Raw genomic sequence first — 17037 nt, 5'->3', positions numbered from 1 at the left:
CAGATTTGATGCTTCGTTTGCTGTTGATAATACTGCTGGCAGGAGGGCTAGGGGCGCCGGGCACTGATCAGGCGGCTTCTCAGTCAGGAAATATACCGGCTTGGCAAAGCCGTCTTGGGTATGAGCGTGTGAATGCAGGCATGATTCGTGATTTAAACACTGGTCAAAAACTGACGGCGCAGCAATTGGCTGATCGTCTGGCGCAGGCCCCCAGAGTGTTGGTCGGCGAGCAGCATGATAATCCAGACCATCACGCGTTGGAGTTATGGGTGTTGCAGGTGCTGGCCGATCGACGTTCTCAGGGCAGCCTGCTTCTGGAGATGCTCGACCCGAATCAGCAATCAAGGGTCGATGAGGCCAAGGCGGCGTATAAGTCGGTAGTCCCCGCTGATCTTCCTACCGAGCTGGCATGGCAAGAGGGTTGGGACTGGGCTTTATACGGCCCCATTGTTCGTTATGCGCTTGGGCAGTCTTATCCTCTGTTGTCTGCAAATCTGGACCCTGATGAAATCACTGCAATCTATACGCAACAGCCCCTGTTGACGGGAGTTCACTCTACGGCGTTGGTTGTGCGTGAGCAGTTGCTGGCGCAAATTCGTGATTCCCATTGTGGTCAACTTCCAGAAGAGCACATGCCTGCGATGCTTGCCGTCCAGCAACAACGTGATCGACGAATGGCTCAGCGGCTGCTCGCCGCTCCCGTTCCGGCGCTGTTGTTTGCGGGGGCGTACCACGTGCGCAAGGACGTCGGCGTACCAATCCATCTTCTTGATCTGGGCGCGGCAGACGGTACTGTCGTGCTGCTGTTGGCGGAAGTGGGCGCTTATGTGACGTCCGCTTCTGCCGATTACGTGTGGTACACCGCCGCATCGTCACGGAAGGATTACTGCGCGCAATGGCGTAATCAGTCTAAATAGTGTTGCTTGCCATTTAGGATACTTCCTGTATTTGTGTAGTCCCTTTCTCTGTTCTAAGGTCGGACACGTTTGTTGCTTGCGTCTCGTTTATTGTCTCGGTTGCCACTGAGCGGCTGAACAGGATGAGAGAAATGACATCGCAAGAGGAGCAGTTAGCGCTTCAAATGATTGGGTTGCTGGATTTAACTTTGCTCAACGCAGATGACAACGAAGCGCGCGTCCTCGCTCTTTGCCGACGGGCTATCACGCCTGTGGGCGCGGTCGCTGCGGTGTGTGTCTTTCCACACTTTGTTCACTTGGCGCGCCGCGCCCTGGACGATTTGCGTGCTGATACTGTGCGCATCTCTACGGTCGCCAATTACCCTTATGGTGGGTCGAATCTTCTGTCAGCCGTGTCCGAAACCCGTGCAGCGTTGGCATCGGGCGCTGATGAAATCAGTCTGGTATACCCTTATCGCATGCACCTTACTGGCAATAATCAGGGGGCGACGGATTTGGTGGCAGCCTGTAAAGCAATGTGCGGGGATCGGGCGACACTCAAAGTTATTTTGGAAGCCGGAGAGTTGAGAGACCCCCAAATCATTCGCAAAGTGTGCGTGGACATGTTTGCGGTGGGTGCGGACTTCATCGAAACCAGCACGGGCAAAGTCATCGTCAATGCCACGCCGCAAGCCGCGCGGATTATTCTGGAGGTGATCGCTGAAGCGGGCGGGCAGGGCGGATTCAAAGCGGCTGGCGGTATCCGAACGTTTGATGAAGCGAGGGTCTATCTCGACTTAGCAAAGGCCCGTTTCGGCCCACATTGGGTGGGTGTCGACCGCGTGAGGTTGGGCGCCGCAAGCTTGCTGGATGATGTGCTCACTCGCTTGGGCGTATTGGCGCCGGGGCGTTGATAAGCAGATGAGCACTTATCGGCAGGCAAAAAAAGACCCGGCAAAACTGCCGGGTCAAATAACCGTGATTAGCCTGATGAGGAGATAATCTGAGATTCCGAACCAATGGTCTGCCAAATCATCGACCAGTCTCGCGACCAGTTGTGCGAATCATAGCAATTCTCATTTGTATGTCAACACCGTCATTCACGCTATTTTCATTGGGCTGACCTGGCGTTTGAATTCAAGGCATTTGGGCGCAGCGAAATCGCGTCGAGTTGTTCGTTCAACGCGTCCTTGCGCTCGGCGGGTATGTCGCTCCAATGGATGTCTAAAAGTGCCCCCTCGATGGCATAGAGTAGAACTTTTGATGCACGGAAACCTCGCGTACGCACCGCCCTGTAAGCGTCCACCGCACCCAGCCGACGTAAATCGGAGGCGCTGTGGATACCCACTGCGTGCAACCACTGTGACGATGTTTTACCGAGATTTTTCAGGTGTTGCAGTTCATCGTTCATCCTGCCTCCTTGCGATGGCTGAGCACTGCACTGCGTTTGCTGTGTTAGCAAACCTTAAAGAAGTGTAGCGGGGAGTAAAAAAAGCGCGTAAGGCGCTGATCAGCTGACAATGAGGAGTTGGGAAGGTTGCTGCGGCGAGTTCAATCTCGCTGGGATTTCGGTCGGCGTGCTGCGACCCTCCCCCGCACGGAAGAACGTGCGGGGAAAAACGGTACCTCAGGCAGAAGTATCGATTACTTGGTTCGGTAGCGCAGGCGCGTACCGAAATTCACCGACATCAGAATTTCGTCTGCCGACAGTTCTGCCGGGAAAAAGGCCCCAGAGATTTGCGCATGGCCTAGGCTCGCACCTTCCATTGAGGTATGACGCAAATCAAGTCCTCGCAAATCAGCGGCACGAAAGTACGCATCGGTGAAGTCAATGCCCACAGCATCCAGTTGCCTTAAGTCCAGCCCGCGAAAATCTCCGCCAGCCAAATCTATGGGGCCCGTCCTGGGTTTCTGAAGATTGAAATCTTCAATTTTTTCGTGGTGCAGCAGCACATAGAGGTGGGAGTCGAGCTGCTTGGGATGGCTCATGAAACTTCTCCTGTTTTATTTATGACGCCAGTATAGTGCCACTACTTTTGAGCCGTGAAGCGATAACTGCTGTACGGCTCAAAAAGACGCTCAGAGGCCCGGCAAGCGTTGGCGGAGGTGGGCGACCAGACCGTCTAAATCGCTGCTGTTGTTGGTTTCGACCTGCGTGCTGCGCAGAATTTCATCCGCACCCAGTGGCTCACGATTAGCTTGTTGAGCTTCGATTACTTCCAGAGTGGCGTCGGACGGATCGTTGTTTTGTGCCTGACGTTGCGCCAGCCAACCTTCGATAACGGCTTGCGGCGCGCTGCAATCGAGAATAAGGAACGGCGCGCCAGACGCTTCGGCAACTTTGGCTGCGGCGTCACGTTGCTCGCGCTTCAGATAGGTTGCATCGATGACCACGGGAAAACCCGCGCGCAGGATGCTATCGGCGAGTTGATTCAATCGGGTGTAGGTGGCGGTGCTGGCATCAGCGCCATAAAGGTCGCCAGTCTCTTTGTTATTGGCGAAAAGGCGCTTGCGTTCAATGTCCGAACGCAAGCGAATCGCCCCCAATGCTTCCACCAGACGCATCGCCACGTGGCTTTTTCCTACGGCAGAGACGCCGTGGGTGATGACAAGAAAGCGTGATGGTATTGCGCTATAGCTTTCCGCCAGATTGGCATAGTTGCGATATTGACGCAGCGTGGTCGCTCGCTGCACGGGCTCAGCGTCTGCAGGCAGGCTGAACAGCGCGACTTTTGCGCGAACCAGCGCCCGATACGCCTTATAGAAGTTCAGCAGTTCAAGGCCCTGATAGTCGCCGGTCAGTTCCAGGTATTGGCTGATCAGACGTCGTGACAAAGACTTCAGGCCACGGTCTTCGAGGTCCATCGCGAGAAAACCTATGTCTGCGTAGACGTCGGTAAACCGGAAGGGTTCGTTGAATTCGATGCAATCGAAAATGACGACCTTTGCGTCGATCATCGTGACGTTACCCAGATGAATGTCGCCATGGCATTCGCGAATAAATCCCTCGGCTTTACGCTGGGAAAGCAGGCTTTTGAGCCGTTCGAAGCTGCATTGCGCCCAGGCTTCCAATGCTTCCAGCTGTTGCAAGTCAGCTTTATCGCTGATCAGTGCTCGAATTTGATCGAAGTTTTGCTGCACCGGCGCCATTACGGATTCAGGCGTGCCTTGCGCGTGCTCCAACGGCACATGAGGTGCGGCGAGGTGGAACTCAGCAATCTGCTTGGCCATTTCGTCGATGTGCGACGTGGTGAGTTCGCCATTGGCCTGCAAGGTGCTGAGTAACTGACTTTGTGGGAACTGGCGCATTTTCAGGGCGTATTCGATCACTTCGCCATCACCGCCTATCTGCGGTACGTCGACGCTGCCGGTAATCGGCAAGACTTCCAGATAAAGGTCCTCGGTCAGGCGCTGGTTCAAACGCAGCTCTTCGCCGCAAAAGTGTTCCCGGGCTGAAAGCGTAGTGAAGTCGAGGAAACCGAAATTTACCGGTTTTTTGAATTTATAAGCATAAGGGCCGGTTAGCAGTACCCAGGAAATATGTGTCTCAATGACCTGAAAACTGTCGACCGGGTGTGGAAATAAAGCCGGGTTTTGCAGTGCGGTTATCAGGGATTGGCTCACAGGCGATCCTTCAAGGGGTTAAAATTCAGGCCGCTATTATGGCGACTCATCGCTGTGCTGCAAACCGCTAGACGCGCGTCTTTCGATCATCGATAAAGTGCGTATAATCCGCCGCCATGACTCGTACCCGCACTTCTCGTACCCCAAAAAAACGCGCCTCTGGCGGTCTTCGTCCCTGGTTAGGCTGGGCGCTGAAGCTCGGTCTGGTCGGCTTGGTCGTGCTCGCCGGGTTTGCCATCTACCTTGATGCCATCGTTCAGGAAAAGTTTTCCGGTAAGCGATGGACTATTCCGGCCAAGGTTTACGCGCGTCCGTTGGAGCTGTTCGTCGGGCAAAAGCTGTCCCAGGTCGATTTTCTGACTGAACTCGACGCGCTGGGCTATCGTCGTGAAGCAGTGGCCAACGGTCCGGGCGCAGCGGCGGTCAGCGGGACAACCGTTGATCTCAATACGCGGGGTTTCCAATTCTACGAGGGCACTGACCCTGCCCAGAAAGTGCGTGTCCGTTTTGCGGGAAACTCTGTCGCCGCTTTATCAGCGACCGACGGTTCCAAGCTATCAGTGGCTCGGCTTGAGCCGCTGATGATCGGCGGGCTGTACCCGAAAAACCTCGAAGACCGCATCCTGATCAAGCTCGATCAGGCGCCGCCGTATCTGCTCGACACCCTGGTGACGGTCGAGGACCGGGATTTCTATCACCACTTTGGCGTGTCACCCAAGTCGATTGCCCGGGCATTCTGGGTCAACGCCTCATCTGGCCAGATGCGCCAGGGCGGCAGTACGCTTACGCAGCAGTTGGTCAAAAACTTCTACCTGACCAACGAGCGTAGCCTCAGCCGTAAGCTGACCGAGGCCATGATGTCAGTGCTGCTGGAGATTCATTACAGCAAAAAGGAAATTCTGGAGGCTTACCTCAATGAGGTTTTCCTTGGTCAGGATGGTCAGCGCGCCGTTCATGGTTTCGGGCTTGCCAGCCAATATTTTTTCAGTCAGCCGCTGTCTGAACTGAAGCTGCACCAAGTGGCGCTGTTGGTCGGTATGGTCAAAGGTCCGTCCTATTACAACCCTCGTCGCTATCCTGACCGGGCAATGGAGCGCCGCAATCTGGTGCTTGATCTGCTGGAGCAGCAGGGCGTAGCGACGGCGGAGGTGGTTGCCGCCGCGAAGAAAATGCCCTTGGGCGTGAGCAAAGTCGGCAGCCTGGCGGACAGCTCGTTCCCGGACTTCCTGGATCTGGTCAAGCGACAGTTGCGTGAAGATTACCGCGACGAGGATTTGACCGAAGAAGGTCTGCGCATCTTCACCAGTTTTGACCCGATCCTGCAGATGAAGTCCGAAGCCGCAGTCACCGAGGCATTCAAAAAGCTTGATGGGCGCAAGGGTGGCGAGGACGTGGAAACTGCCATGGTCGTGACCAACCCGGAAACCGGTGAAGTTCAAGCCCTGGTTGGTAGCCGTCAAGCAGGCTACGCCGGATTTAACCGAGCACTGGATGCCGTACGTCCGATCGGATCACTGGTTAAGCCGGCGATTTACCTGACGGCGCTGGAACAGCCAAGTAAATACACCTTGACCAGTTGGATCGCCGACGAACTATTTTCGGTCAAAGGCGCGGATGGTCAGATCTGGAAACCACAGAACTTCGATCACAAATCCCACGGTAATATTTTTCTGTATCAGGGCTTGGCGCATTCCTACAACTTGTCCTCGGCGAAGCTGGGTCTCGAACTAGGTGTGCCTAATGTGTTCAAAACATTGGCTAAGTTGGGCATAACCCGAGAGTGGCCAGCGTATCCATCGATGCTATTGGGTGCGGGCAGCCTCAGTCCGATTGAAGTGGCAACGATGTACCAGACCATTGCCAACGGTGGTTTCAATACCCCGATGCGAGGCATCCGTAGCGTACTGACCGCCGAAGGTGAACCCCTTAAGCGTTACCCGTTCCAGATCCAGCAGCGCTTCGATCCGGGCTCCATTTATCTACTGCAAAATGCCATGCAGCGCGTCATGCGCGAAGGCACTGGCAAGTCGGCATATAACCAGTTGCCGAGTACGCTGAATCTGGCCGGTAAAAGCGGTACTACCAATGATTCGCGTGACAGCTGGTTTGCTGGTTTCAGCCAGGATTTGTTGGCGGTGGTCTGGGTAGGTCGCGACGATAACGGCCAAACACCGTTCACTGGCGCAACGGGGGCGTTGCAAATATGGACCAGCTTCATGCGCCGGGCCGATCCGATTTCGCTGGAAACCGCGCAGCCCGATAATGTGGTTCAGGCCTGGATCAATTCCAGCACGGGCCAAGGCTCTGATTCGACCTGCCCGAATGCGGTGCAGATGCCGTATATTCGCGGCAGTGAACCGGCGCCCGGCACTGCTTGTGGCGGCGTCCCCGCCGCAGCCGATTCCGTCATGGATTGGGTCAAGGGCTGGTTGAAATAAGCAAAGAGGATGTGACGTGAATAAGTGGTTGATTCCTGCTTTAACAGCGGTGGCTTTGCTAAACGGTTGCGCCAGCGTACAGCGTGGTTCCATTCCGGTAGAAGATTCCGGTAGCAAAGTCTCCAATAGCGAGCGTGTTCAGGGTAATCGTGCAGGCGGCTATCGTCAGACCGCGCCTCAGCAGCAACAGCAAGCGGTGCCACAAGATTCGGGTGTGACCGTAATGATCCCAAGTGGCGGTGGCTCGGCTCCGATCCAGAGCTACCCTTCATCAACGGGGGCTCCCCAGTTCAATACCAGTCCAATCGACACCATGCCTATCGATACGGCCCCCATCAATTCAGCCCCGATGAATCCAGCGCCGATCAACAACAGCTATAACTCCACAGCGCCGACAGGGATTCCCAGCAGCAACAGCGGCGGGGGCTTGTCAGCGGATGAGCAGCTCGATGGCGCGGTACTTTCGTTGCTCACCACCGCACAGCAGCAACAATCCAGCGGCGATCTGAATGGTGCGTCGTCGAGTCTGGAGCGCGCTCAACGTGTGGCTCCACGCGAACCACAAGTGCTATTCCGTCTGGCCCAAGTGCGTTTGGCTCAGGGCGATTCTCCTCAGGCTGAGCAACTTGCTCGCCGCGCTTTGACCTACTCCAACGGCCGATCAGACTTGCAGGCGAGTCTGTGGGGGTTGATTGCTCAATCCCGCGCAAAACAAGGTGATGCGGCGGGTGCTGCGTTGGCCCGTCAAAAAGCGGGAACCGGCTCCTGATGGACAAGCGCTTCGCTCAAGTGGCTGAGCATTTGCTGCTGATCGAGCGCGAATTACGCGTGCTGGGATGGTGGCGCGAGTCGCCACCCAGTGCGCAAGCTTTGGCCAGTCATGAACCGTTTTGTGTCGATCTGCTGGCGTTTGATCAGTGGTTGCAGTGGATTTTTCTGCCAAAAATGAAAGTTATACTTGAGCAGGACCTGCCACTTCCCAGCGCGTCGGGCATTCTGGAAATGGCCGAAATGGTCTATTCAGGTCATCCGCAAGATACGCGTACTCTTCAGCAATTGCTGGCGCAGTTCGACCGGTTAATCACCGAAACACGCTAAGGCATACGTCGGACCTACTCCGGAGTAGGTCTATTGGCAATTGTCCGCGATTCCTTTTTCAGCTTCGGCGGTGCGGGTCTGGCGTTCCTCGTCAGTCAAGCGCCTGATCACGCCGTTGACCTCCAGACGGGCCCGTGGATTATTGCGAAGCTGCGCGAGGTTAGTCCTCACGTTCTCGCAGTAGGTGGCACGCTTGGCTTCCTGAACCGCTACCTGCTTTTTGACCTTGGCGTCTATCGCGGCCTGATCACCGTGGTCACTTCCTGACAAGGGCGCTTTCGGCAGAGCTGCCCTGGATGGTGGTGTCTGCGTTTGCTTGATGTCTATCTGCTGCGCCGGCTGGTTAGCAGGCGGCTGCGCATCAAAATGAGTCTGACCTTGAGCATCGACCCACTTGTAGATCTGGCCTGCCTGGCAGACGGCGCTTAGCGAACACAACAAGGTTGCCGCTAAAATCATGCAACGCATGGTTCCTTCCTTCGATGACTGTGCACGCGGCAAACTACCATAAGTGCGGGGTCAGAGCCGTGATTCAGTGATTTTTCATGCTGTTAGTCGGAAGAAAGCGCACGGATGACTTGACTTGAGCAGGTCTAATCACAACAATCCAAAGTTCGCTGAAGACGGACTGCCAGAAGCAGGCCGTCTCGGTAGATCATGAGGCGCACATCCGCGCCGACCTGTAACACCCGCAACGCGTTACCTCGCGCTGGGTGGGAAAGCCCCGCAACACTTGGGGAACTCCCAATACTTGCTCAGTCAGTGCTGACGTAGTCGGCGACCACCGTCGCTCATGCTCTGCTAGCAGTAAACCTAATTAAGATCCGTCCCGCGTGTGGGCGGAATTCTGGCGTTTTAGAGGTGAATAACGTGGAGCTTTTATCTGGCGCTGAAATGGTCGTCCGCTTTTTGCGTGACGAAGGCGTTAAGCATATTTACGGGTACCCCGGCGGTGCCCTCCTGCATATCTATGACGCCCTGTTCAAAGAACCGGCTGTGACTCACATCCTGGTTCGCCATGAACAAGCCGCAACGCACATGGCTGATGGGTATGCTCGCGCGACGGGCAAGGCTGGCGTAGTGCTGGTGACGTCCGGTCCGGGGGCAACCAATGCCATTACCGGTATCGCGACTGCGTACATGGACTCGATCCCAATGGTGATCCTGTCGGGTCAGGTTCCGAGCAACATGGTCGGTACCGACGCGTTTCAGGAAACCGACATGATCGGAATCTCCCGGCCTATCGTGAAGCACAGCTTCATGATCAAAAACGCCGCAGAAATTCCTGAAGTGCTCAAAAAAGCCTTTTATCTGGCGCAATCCGGTCGTCCGGGTCCAGTCGTGGTCGATATCCCGAAAGATATGACTAACCCGGCTGAGAAGTTCGAGTACATTTTTCCGAAGAAAGCCAAGCTGCGCTCCTACAGCCCGGCCGTTCGGGGTCACTCGGGCCAGATCCGCAAGGCAGTGGAAATGTTGTTGGCTGCCAAGCGGCCGATCATTTACGCCGGCGGCGGTGTGATTCTGGGCAACGGTTCAGCGCCGTTGACCGAGTTGGCACAATTGCTCAACGTGCCAGTGACTAATACCTTGATGGGCCTTGGTGCGTATCCGGGCAATGATCGGCAGTTCCTCGGCATGCTGGGCATGCACGGCAGCTACACCGCCAACCTGGCCATGCACCACGCCGATGTGATTTTGGCTGTCGGCGCGCGGTTCGATGATCGGGTTATCAATGGTCCGGCCAAGTTCTGTCCGAGCGCCAAGATTATCCATATCGACATCGACCCGGCTTCGATCTCCAAGACCATCAAGGCTGACGTTCCTATTGTCGGCCCGGTCGAAAGCGTATTGACCGAGATGGTTGCGACCCTCAAGGAAATCGGCGAAACCCCGAACAAGGAAATCGTCGCCAGTTGGTGGCAACAGGTCGAAGAGTGGCGCGGTGACCGTGCCATGTTCCCGTACAACCGGGGCGACGGCAGCATCATCAAGCCGCAAACCGTTATCGAGACGCTCAGCGAAGTCACCCGTGGCGATGCGTATGTGACGTCCGACGTAGGCCAGCATCAAATGTTTGCTGCGCAGTACTATCGGTTCAACAAGCCTAATCGCTGGATCAACTCCGGTGGTCTGGGCACGATGGGCTTCGGTTTCCCTGCGGCCATGGGCGTCAAGCTCAGCTTTCCGGAGTCAGACGTTGCCTGCGTAACGGGCGAAGGCAGCATCCAGATGAACATCCAGGAGCTGTCCACCTGCTTGCAGTACGACTTGCCGGTGAAGATCATCAACCTGAACAACGGCGCGCTGGGTATGGTGCGTCAGTGGCAGGACATGAACTACGGTGCTCGTCACTCACATTCCTACATGGAGTCGTTGCCGAATTTCGTCAAGCTGGCTGAAGCCTACGGCCATGTCGGCATGCGCATCACTGAGCTGAAAGATTTGAAGCCGATGATGGAAGAAGCGTTTGCCATGAAAGATCGTCTGGTGTTCCTTGATATCAAGGTCGACACCAGCGAGCACGTCTATCCCATGCAGATCAAAGACGGCTCGATGCGCGATATGTGGCTGAGCAAGACGGAGCGGACTTAATCATGCGGCACATTATTTCCTTACTGCTGGAAAACGAACCCGGCGCTTTGTCGCGGGTGGTTGGCCTGTTTTCGCAGCGCAACTACAACATCGAAAGCCTCACCGTGGCGCCGACCGAAGACCCGACATTGTCGCGTCTGACGCTGACTACGGTTGGGCACGATGAAGTCATCGAACAGATCACCAAAAACCTCAACAAATTGATTGAGGTGGTCAAACTGGTCGATCTGTCCGAGAGCGCGCACATCGAGCGCGAGCTGATGCTGGTCAAGGTCAAGGCGACTGGCGCCCAGCGCGCCGAGATCAAGCGCACCACGGATATCTTCCGTGGGCAAATCGTTGATGTAACCAGTAGCGTTTACACTGTGCAACTGGCAGGGACTAGCGACAAACTGGACAGCTTCATTCAGGCCATTGGCACTTCAGCCATCCTGGAAACAGTACGCAGTGGCGTAACGGGCATTGCCCGTGGCGACAAAGTACTGAGCATCTAACTTAATTTGATAATGGCCCGAGTGGCCACGATAACAGGGGAATTTCATGAAAGTTTATTACGACAAAGACTGCGACCTTTCGATCATCCAGGGCAAAAAAGTGGCCATCATCGGTTACGGTTCTCAAGGTCACGCTCAAGCGTGCAACCTGAAAGATTCCGGCGTAGATGTCACTGTTGGCTTGCGTAAAGGTTCGTCTACTGTCGCCAAGGCTGAAGCTCACGGCTTGAAAGTGACTGACGTTGCTTCCGCTGTGGCCGCTGCTGACCTGGTCATGATCCTGACTCCTGACGAATTCCAATCCCAGCTGTATCGGGACGAGATCGAGCCTAACCTGAAGAAAGGCGCGACTTTGGCCTTCTCCCACGGTTTCGCCATCCATTACAACCAGGTTGTTCCGCGTGCCGACCTCGATGTGATCATGATCGCGCCGAAAGCACCGGGGCACACTGTCCGCTCCGAGTTCGTCAAAGGCGCAGGTATTCCTGACCTGATCGCGATCTACCAAGATGCTTCCGGCAACGCTAAAAACGTTGCACTGTCCTACGCTTCGGGCGTTGGCGGCGGCCGTACCGGTATCATCGAAACTACCTTCAAAGACGAAACCGAAACCGACCTGTTCGGCGAACAAGCCGTTCTGTGCGGCGGTACCGTTGAACTGGTAAAAGCTGGCTTCGAAACCCTGGTTGAAGCTGGTTATGCGCCGGAAATGGCCTACTTCGAGTGCTTGCACGAATTGAAGTTGATCGTTGACCTCATGTACGAAGGCGGTATCGCCAACATGAACTATTCGATCTCCAACAACGCTGAATACGGCGAATACGTGACCGGTCCTGAAGTCATCAACGCTGAATCGCGTCAGGCTATGCGCAACGCTCTGAAACGCATTCAGGATGGTGAGTACGCCAAGATGTTCATCAGCGAAGGTGCTACTGGCTACCCTTCGATGACCGCCAAGCGTCGCAACAACGCTAACCACGGCATCGAAATCATTGGCGAGAAACTGCGCTCGATGATGCCTTGGATCGGCGCTAACAAAATCGTCGACAGAACCAAGAACTGATTTCAGCTCTGACGGTTTTTGTTGTAGGAAAACGCGGCTTCGGCCGCGTTTTTTCGTTATGGCGGCACGCTTCTGGTATAAAGCTGCATCGTTTGATAACGAACCTTCGTTGCAAACCTCTATTGAAACTTTCCACACCGTTGCAAGGTATTGTCCATGAGCGAACGTCCCGAAGAGCCAAACCAGGCCTCTGACGCCGAAAGCCTGTTACCGATCGATGAGCATGTTGAAGAAGGCCATGACGCCGAAGGACGTAAAGTCCGGCATCGCGGCATCTACCTACTGCCAAATCTGTTCACCACGGCGAATCTGTTCGCAGGCTTTTACTCCATTATCAGCTCGATGAGTGCGCAAAGCGCGATGAGTGCCGGGGACCCGGCCGAAGCGAGCAAGTATTTTGGCTTCTCTGCCATCGCTATTTTTATTGCCATGGTGCTCGACGGTCTTGATGGCCGAGTGGCACGCATGACTAACACCCAAAGCGCTTTTGGCGCCGAGTACGATTCCCTGGCCGACATGGTTGCTTTTGGCGTTGCACCGGCCTTATTAGCGTTTGGTTGGGCGCTGGGTGATATGGGTAAAGTTGGCTGGATGGTTGCATTTATCTATGTCGCGGGTGCCGCATTGCGCCTGGCACGCTTCAACACCCAGGTTGGCAAGGCTGATAAGCGCTACTTCATCGGTTTGGCCAGCCCGGCTGCGGCAGGTGTAGTCGCCGGCCTTGTCTGGTCATTCAGTGATTACGGGATCCAGGGATCGAAGATGTCATTCCTGGTCGCGTTGCTGGTTGCAGCGGCTGGAATGCTGATGGTGAGCAATATCAAGTACAACAGCTTCAAGGAACTGGATCTCAAAGGGCGCGTGCCGTTTGTTGCCATTCTCGCGGTGGTGCTGGTTTTTGCGGTCGTGTTCAGTGACCCTCCACGCATCCTATTGCTGATATTCCTCGCGTACGCGGCGTCCGGCCCGGTTCAATATTTGTTAAGACTTCGTCGCCATAAATCGGCCGAGTAGCCCGATTTCCCCCATACTCCACAGTCTATTGGTGCACTAGCCCCCAACGCTGTGGAGTCATCATGCTAATCAAGCTGCCCTCGGCATCCGACTGCAATGAGTCGGATGTCACGCCTGAATCGTCTTACTTCTCCCGTCGTGCATTGCTGGGCAGCTCAGTTGCTGCTTTGGCGGCTAGCGCATTGCCCCGTTGGGCCGACGCGGCAGATCCCTCTCCTTATGCCGATGTCGAGCCCGGTTCCGCGCCTGCTTGGTTCGAGGCAAAGCTGCCAGATACCAAGTGGCAGGCAGTTACGGTCAAGGGTGAGGCGATCACGCCATTCAAAGATGCGACTCACTACAACAACTTTTATGAGTTCGGCACCGATAAAGGTGACCCCGCGCAAAATGCGGGTGCGTTGAAAACCGAACCGTGGACTGTGGTGATTGACGGCGAGGTGGGGAAGCCGGGTCGTTATGCGCTTGAAGACTTGATGAAGCCCTATCAATTGGAGGAGCGGATATATCGGTTGCGCTGTGTAGAGGCATGGTCGATGGTCATTCCCTGGATGGGCTTCCCTCTGTCTGCGTTGCTAAAGCAGGTACAGCCGACGGCCAGCGCCAAATACATCCGCTTCGAAACACTCCAGGATCCTAAATCCATGCCGGGTCAGCGTTCTGATTTTGCATTGATTGATTGGCCTTACGCTGAAGGTCTGCGCCTGGATGAGGCAATGAATCCTTTGACGATTCTGGTAGTCGGGATGTACGGCCGCGAATTGCCTAATCAGAACGGCGCGCCGTTGCGTCTTATCGTTCCGTGGAAGTATGGCTTTAAAAGCGCAAAGTCCATCGTACGCATCAGTTTGGTCAGCGAGCAGCCGAAAACCACCTGGCAAAGTATTGCAGCGAATGAGTACGGGTTTTACGCCAACGTGAATCCTACGGTTGACCACCCGCGTTGGACACAGGCACATGAGCGGCGTCTGCCCAGCGGTTTGTTCAGTCCCAATATTCGGCAGACGGAGATGTTCAACGGGTATGGGGAGGAGGTTGCCTCTTTATATACGGGTATGGACCTGCGGAAGAACTATTGATGCGTTATCCATTTTGGCGTGTTGGCGTTTTTATCGCGGCCTGCATCGCACCTCTTTTGTGGCTATACCAGGCTTGGATTTTTGCGTTAGGGCCTGATCCCGGCAAGGTTTTGGTTGATCGTCTCGGTTTGGGTACGTTGACCTTGTTGTTGATTACATTGGCGATGACCCCCTTTCAGCGTTTGAGCGGATGGGCGGGGTGGATTGCGGTGCGCAGGCAGCTAGGGCTGTGGTGCTTCACCTATGTTGTTCTGCACATGAGCGCTTACGCCTTCTTCATTCTGGGATTGGACTGGTCCCAATTGGGTGTCGAGTTGGTTAAGCGTCCCTACATCATTGTGGGCAGTTTGGCGTTTCTGTGTTTGCTCGCGTTGTCGATAACGTCCAATCGTTATAGTCAGCGTCGGTTGGGCACGCAGTGGAAGAAGCTCCATCGCCTCATTTATGTGATTCTCGGGCTGGGGCTGCTTCATATGTTCTGGATTGTCCGTGCCGACCTTAAGGAGTGGGCGCTGTATGCCGGGATCGGTGCGTTGTTGTTATTGCTGCGGGTGCCAATAATTGCTAGGGAAACTCTGAAAAAGGTTTTCAAATCTGGTGAAATGTCCCCCATCACATGAGCCGAGCGGTTGCCCCCCCATGAAGCAAATTTCTTTCGCCGATGCCGAGTACGCCGGTAAACGTAAGCGAACCCGCCGTGAGATTTTCCTGAGCGAGATGGACAAGGTCGTCCCCTGGAAGGGGTTGATCGCTTTGATCGAGCCGCATTATCCAAAAGGCGAAGGGGGCCGCCCGGCGTATCCCTTGATGGCCATGTTGCGTGTGCACCTGATGCAGAACTGGTTCGGCTATAGCGATCCAGCAATGGAAGAGTCTCTTTATGAGACCACGATTCTGCGCCAGTTCGCGGGGTTGAATCTGGAACGCATTCCCGACGAAACCACGATTCTCAACTTCCGTCGCCTGCTGGAGAAAAACCATCTTGCCGGGGGAATCCTGGAGGTCATTAATGGCTACCTGGGAGACCGAGGTTTGATGCTTCGTCAGGGCACAATTGTTGATGCCACGATCATTCATGCGCCGACGTCGACCAAGAATAAAGAGGGTAAACGCGACCCCGAAATGCATCAGACCAAGAAAGGTAATCAATATTTTTTCGGGATGAAAGCGCACATCGGAGTAGACGCTGATACGGGTCTGACGCACAGCGTGGTGGGCACGGCAGCCAATGTCGCGGACGTCACTCAAGTCGATCAGTTGCTGCACGGCGAAGAGACCCATCTCTGTGGCGACGCGGGCTACACCGGCGTAGAAAAGCGGCTTGAACATGAGGGGCGCGAGATGATCTGGTCGATCTCCGCCAGGCCCAGCAGCCGCCGCAAACATGGAGAAAAAAGCGTCATTGGCCGTGCGTTGCGCAAGATTGAATACGCCAAATCGCAAACTCGGGCCAAGGTTGAGCACCCGTTTCGGGTGATCAAGCGCCAGTTTGGTTACACCAAGGTGCGGTTTCGCGGGTTGGTAAAGAACACGGCGCAGTTGGTGACACTGTTTGCACTGTCGAATCTGTGGATGGCGCGCCGACATTTGATGGAGCCTATAGGACAGGTGCGTCCGCAGTATGGAAATTAAGGGTTAATAAGTGCTTAAAACCGGCTTATTCATCAATAAAAGCCGATATTTTCGAAATTTCAGTGAAGTACTTTCTTTCGGAGCGCTTGACGCCCGATTTGCCAGAAAAAGAAGGTCTTATTTCAGACCTTCCTTAGGCGAATACCTAGGCTTATGGGGCCAAAAGCAACTTATGTTACAAAAGTATGAATAAGCCCTTGACGTAACTTTTCCTGGGCCTATAATTCGCACCTCTTCCGGAGCAGATGAAACGGAAACTCCTTGGTAATCAATGAGTTAGCCAGATTTGTCAGCGAGGAAGAGCCTTCGGTCGCGGTGATCGGAAGCGGTGAAAAAAGGCAGTTGACAGCGAGTTGAAACGCTGTAGAATTCGCCTCCCGCTGACGAGAGACGCGAAGTTGATCGAAGCGCAAGTGGTTGAAGTTGCAAAGGAAACTTTGAAACGTGTTTGAAATAACCGCTTGACAGTAACGGGCGCTGCTGTAGAATGCGCGCCTCGGTTGAGACGAAAGAATCAACCCACCGCTCTTTAACAATTGAATCAAGCAATTCGTGTGGGTGCTTGTGCCGTAAGACTGAAGTCAACTGATTATCAGCAGTCACCAGTTACTCCGCGAGAAATCAAAGAATAACCAACGATTGCTGAGCTAAATTTAGGGTTTTTTAAAAACCCAAAGATGTTTGAACTGAAGAGTTTGATCATGGCTCAGATTGAACGCTGGCGGCAGGCCTAACACATGCAAGTCGAGCGGCAGCACGGGTACTTGTACCTGGTGGCGAGCGGCGGACGGGTGAGTAATACCTAGGAATCTGCCTGGTAGTGGGGGATAACGTTCGGAAACGGACGCTAATACCGCATACGTCCTACGGGAGAAAGCAGGGGACCTTCGGGCCTTGCGCTATCAGATGAGCCTAGGTCGGATTAGCTAGTTGGTGAGGTAATGGCTCACCAAGGCGACGATCCGTAACTGGTCTGAGAGGATGATCAGTCACACTGGAACTGAGACACGGTCCAGACTCCTACGGGAGGCAGCAGTGGGGAATATTGGACAATGGGCGAAAGCCTGATCCAGCCATGCCGCGTGTGTGAAGAAGGTCTTCGGATTG

The 17037-nt window shown here is 54.8% G+C and carries 16 protein-coding genes and 1 rRNA gene (1 of these 17 only partly in view); 13 read left to right on the top strand and 4 right to left on the bottom strand.

All coding sequences use genetic code 11. The features are described from left to right. Positions 1-8: 8 nt before the first annotated feature. Positions 9-917, top strand: coding sequence for a ChaN family lipoprotein (locus RHM59_RS12450; protein WP_322167655.1), 909 nt, complete (start codon positions 9-11; stop codon positions 915-917). A 122-nt stretch (positions 918-1039) separates the two neighbouring features. Beyond that, positions 1040-1810, top strand: a complete 771-nt coding sequence (gene deoC / locus RHM59_RS12445) for a deoxyribose-phosphate aldolase (RefSeq protein WP_322167656.1) — start codon at positions 1040-1042, stop codon at positions 1808-1810. 197 nt (positions 1811-2007) lie between these two features. On the opposite strand, the gene RHM59_RS12440 is transcribed toward deoC, so the two are convergent. The 3 genes from RHM59_RS12440 to RHM59_RS12430 form a co-directional block, all read right to left on the bottom strand. Then, a complete protein-coding gene (locus RHM59_RS12440) occupies positions 2008-2307 on the bottom strand; it encodes a TfoX/Sxy family protein (protein ID WP_322167657.1) in 300 nt (99 codons plus the stop codon). Positions 2308-2540: 233 nt separating this feature from the next. Next, positions 2541-2885 carry a pentapeptide repeat-containing protein gene (locus RHM59_RS12435; RefSeq protein WP_322167658.1) on the bottom strand — a complete coding sequence of 115 codons (345 nt, stop codon included), beginning with the start codon at positions 2883-2885 and terminating at the stop codon, positions 2541-2543. A gap of 90 nt (positions 2886-2975) precedes the next feature. Beyond that, positions 2976-4520 carry a bifunctional aminoglycoside phosphotransferase/ATP-binding protein gene (locus RHM59_RS12430; protein ID WP_322286647.1) on the bottom strand — a complete coding sequence of 515 codons (1545 nt, stop codon included), beginning with the start codon at positions 4518-4520 and terminating at the stop codon, positions 2976-2978. A 116-nt stretch (positions 4521-4636) separates the two neighbouring features. Here RHM59_RS12430 and mrcB point away from each other — a divergent pair, with 116 nt between their 5' ends. From mrcB to RHM59_RS12415, 3 genes are read left to right on the top strand one after another with little or no spacing between them, the layout of a single operon-like run. Then, entirely contained in the window at positions 4637-6958 is a 2322-nt protein-coding gene (gene mrcB / locus RHM59_RS12425) for a penicillin-binding protein 1B (RefSeq protein ID WP_322167660.1), read from the top strand. 55 nt (positions 6959-7013) lie between these two features. After that, positions 7014-7727, top strand: a complete 714-nt coding sequence (locus tag RHM59_RS12420; RefSeq protein ID WP_322286700.1) for a hypothetical protein — start codon at positions 7014-7016, stop codon at positions 7725-7727. Next, positions 7727-8056: a YqcC family protein gene (locus RHM59_RS12415; protein WP_322286646.1), complete on the top strand. Its 330-nt coding sequence runs from the start codon at positions 7727-7729 to the stop codon at positions 8054-8056. Before RHM59_RS12420 ends, RHM59_RS12415 begins: the two co-directional genes overlap by 1 nt. A 30-nt stretch (positions 8057-8086) precedes the next feature. On the opposite strand, the gene RHM59_RS12410 is transcribed toward RHM59_RS12415, so the two are convergent. After that, positions 8087-8524: a DUF4124 domain-containing protein gene (locus RHM59_RS12410; protein ID WP_322167662.1), complete on the bottom strand. Its 438-nt coding sequence runs from the start codon at positions 8522-8524 to the stop codon at positions 8087-8089. A 402-nt stretch (positions 8525-8926) separates the two neighbouring features. Between RHM59_RS12410 and RHM59_RS12405 the strand changes: the two genes are divergently transcribed. From RHM59_RS12405 to RHM59_RS12370, 8 genes are all read left to right on the top strand, one after another. After that, entirely contained in the window at positions 8927-10651 is a 1725-nt protein-coding gene (locus RHM59_RS12405) for an acetolactate synthase 3 large subunit (protein ID WP_322167663.1), read from the top strand. A 2-nt stretch (positions 10652-10653) separates the two neighbouring features. Beyond that, a complete protein-coding gene (gene ilvN, locus RHM59_RS12400; protein WP_299835450.1) occupies positions 10654-11145 on the top strand; it encodes an acetolactate synthase small subunit in 492 nt (163 codons plus the stop codon). A gap of 46 nt (positions 11146-11191) precedes the next feature. Beyond that, on the top strand, positions 11192-12208 hold the full coding sequence (gene ilvC, locus RHM59_RS12395; RefSeq protein ID WP_322167664.1) for a ketol-acid reductoisomerase: 1017 nt from the start codon (positions 11192-11194) through the stop codon (positions 12206-12208). A 156-nt stretch (positions 12209-12364) separates the two neighbouring features. After that, a complete protein-coding gene (gene pssA / locus RHM59_RS12390) occupies positions 12365-13222 on the top strand; it encodes a CDP-diacylglycerol--serine O-phosphatidyltransferase (RefSeq protein ID WP_322167665.1) in 858 nt (285 codons plus the stop codon). A gap of 62 nt (positions 13223-13284) precedes the next feature. Next, positions 13285-14298, top strand: coding sequence for a protein-methionine-sulfoxide reductase catalytic subunit MsrP (gene msrP / locus RHM59_RS12385; RefSeq protein ID WP_322286645.1), 1014 nt, complete (start codon positions 13285-13287; stop codon positions 14296-14298). Beyond that, positions 14298-14918, top strand: a complete 621-nt coding sequence (gene msrQ / locus RHM59_RS12380) for a protein-methionine-sulfoxide reductase heme-binding subunit MsrQ (RefSeq protein WP_322286644.1) — start codon at positions 14298-14300, stop codon at positions 14916-14918. The genes msrP and msrQ overlap by 1 nt, the downstream gene beginning before the upstream one ends. A 19-nt stretch (positions 14919-14937) precedes the next feature. Then, the gene (locus tag RHM59_RS12375; protein ID WP_322165339.1) at positions 14938-15930 is read left to right on the top strand and encodes an IS5 family transposase; all 993 of its coding nucleotides are present in this window, start codon (positions 14938-14940) and stop codon (positions 15928-15930) included. 683 nt (positions 15931-16613) lie between these two features. Next, a 16S ribosomal RNA gene (locus tag RHM59_RS12370) occupies positions 16614-17037 on the top strand (it continues 1115 nt past the right edge of the window).

The organism is Pseudomonas sp. MH10 (genome assembly GCF_034353045.1).
GTDB lineage: Bacteria > Pseudomonadota > Gammaproteobacteria > Pseudomonadales > Pseudomonadaceae > Aquipseudomonas.
The sequence above is the reverse complement of the archived record's forward strand: the minus strand, read 5'-3'. Positions and strand labels throughout refer to the sequence as shown.

Excerpts from the sequence above, each read along its gene's own strand:
- RHM59_RS12450 (WP_322167655.1), top strand. The coding sequence starts at position 9 with ATGCTTCGTTTGCTGTTGATAATACTGCTGGCAGGAGGGCTAGGGGCG.
- deoC (WP_322167656.1), top strand. The coding sequence starts at position 1,040 with ATGAGAGAAATGACATCGCAAGAGGAGCAGTTAGCGCTTCAAATGATT.
- RHM59_RS12440 (WP_322167657.1), bottom strand. The coding sequence starts at position 2,307 with ATGAACGATGAACTGCAACACCTGAAAAATCTCGGTAAAACATCGTCA.
- RHM59_RS12435 (WP_322167658.1), bottom strand. The coding sequence starts at position 2,885 with ATGAGCCATCCCAAGCAGCTCGACTCCCACCTCTATGTGCTGCTGCAC.
- mrcB (WP_322167660.1), top strand. The coding sequence starts at position 4,637 with ATGACTCGTACCCGCACTTCTCGTACCCCAAAAAAACGCGCCTCTGGC.
- RHM59_RS12415 (WP_322286646.1), top strand. The coding sequence starts at position 7,727 with ATGGACAAGCGCTTCGCTCAAGTGGCTGAGCATTTGCTGCTGATCGAG.
- RHM59_RS12410 (WP_322167662.1), bottom strand. The coding sequence starts at position 8,524 with ATGCGTTGCATGATTTTAGCGGCAACCTTGTTGTGTTCGCTAAGCGCC.
- ilvN (WP_299835450.1), top strand. The coding sequence starts at position 10,654 with ATGCGGCACATTATTTCCTTACTGCTGGAAAACGAACCCGGCGCTTTG.
- ilvC (WP_322167664.1), top strand. The coding sequence starts at position 11,192 with ATGAAAGTTTATTACGACAAAGACTGCGACCTTTCGATCATCCAGGGC.
- pssA (WP_322167665.1), top strand. The coding sequence starts at position 12,365 with ATGAGCGAACGTCCCGAAGAGCCAAACCAGGCCTCTGACGCCGAAAGC.
- msrP (WP_322286645.1), top strand. The coding sequence starts at position 13,285 with ATGCTAATCAAGCTGCCCTCGGCATCCGACTGCAATGAGTCGGATGTC.
- msrQ (WP_322286644.1), top strand. The coding sequence starts at position 14,298 with ATGCGTTATCCATTTTGGCGTGTTGGCGTTTTTATCGCGGCCTGCATC.
- RHM59_RS12375 (WP_322165339.1), top strand. The coding sequence starts at position 14,938 with ATGAAGCAAATTTCTTTCGCCGATGCCGAGTACGCCGGTAAACGTAAG.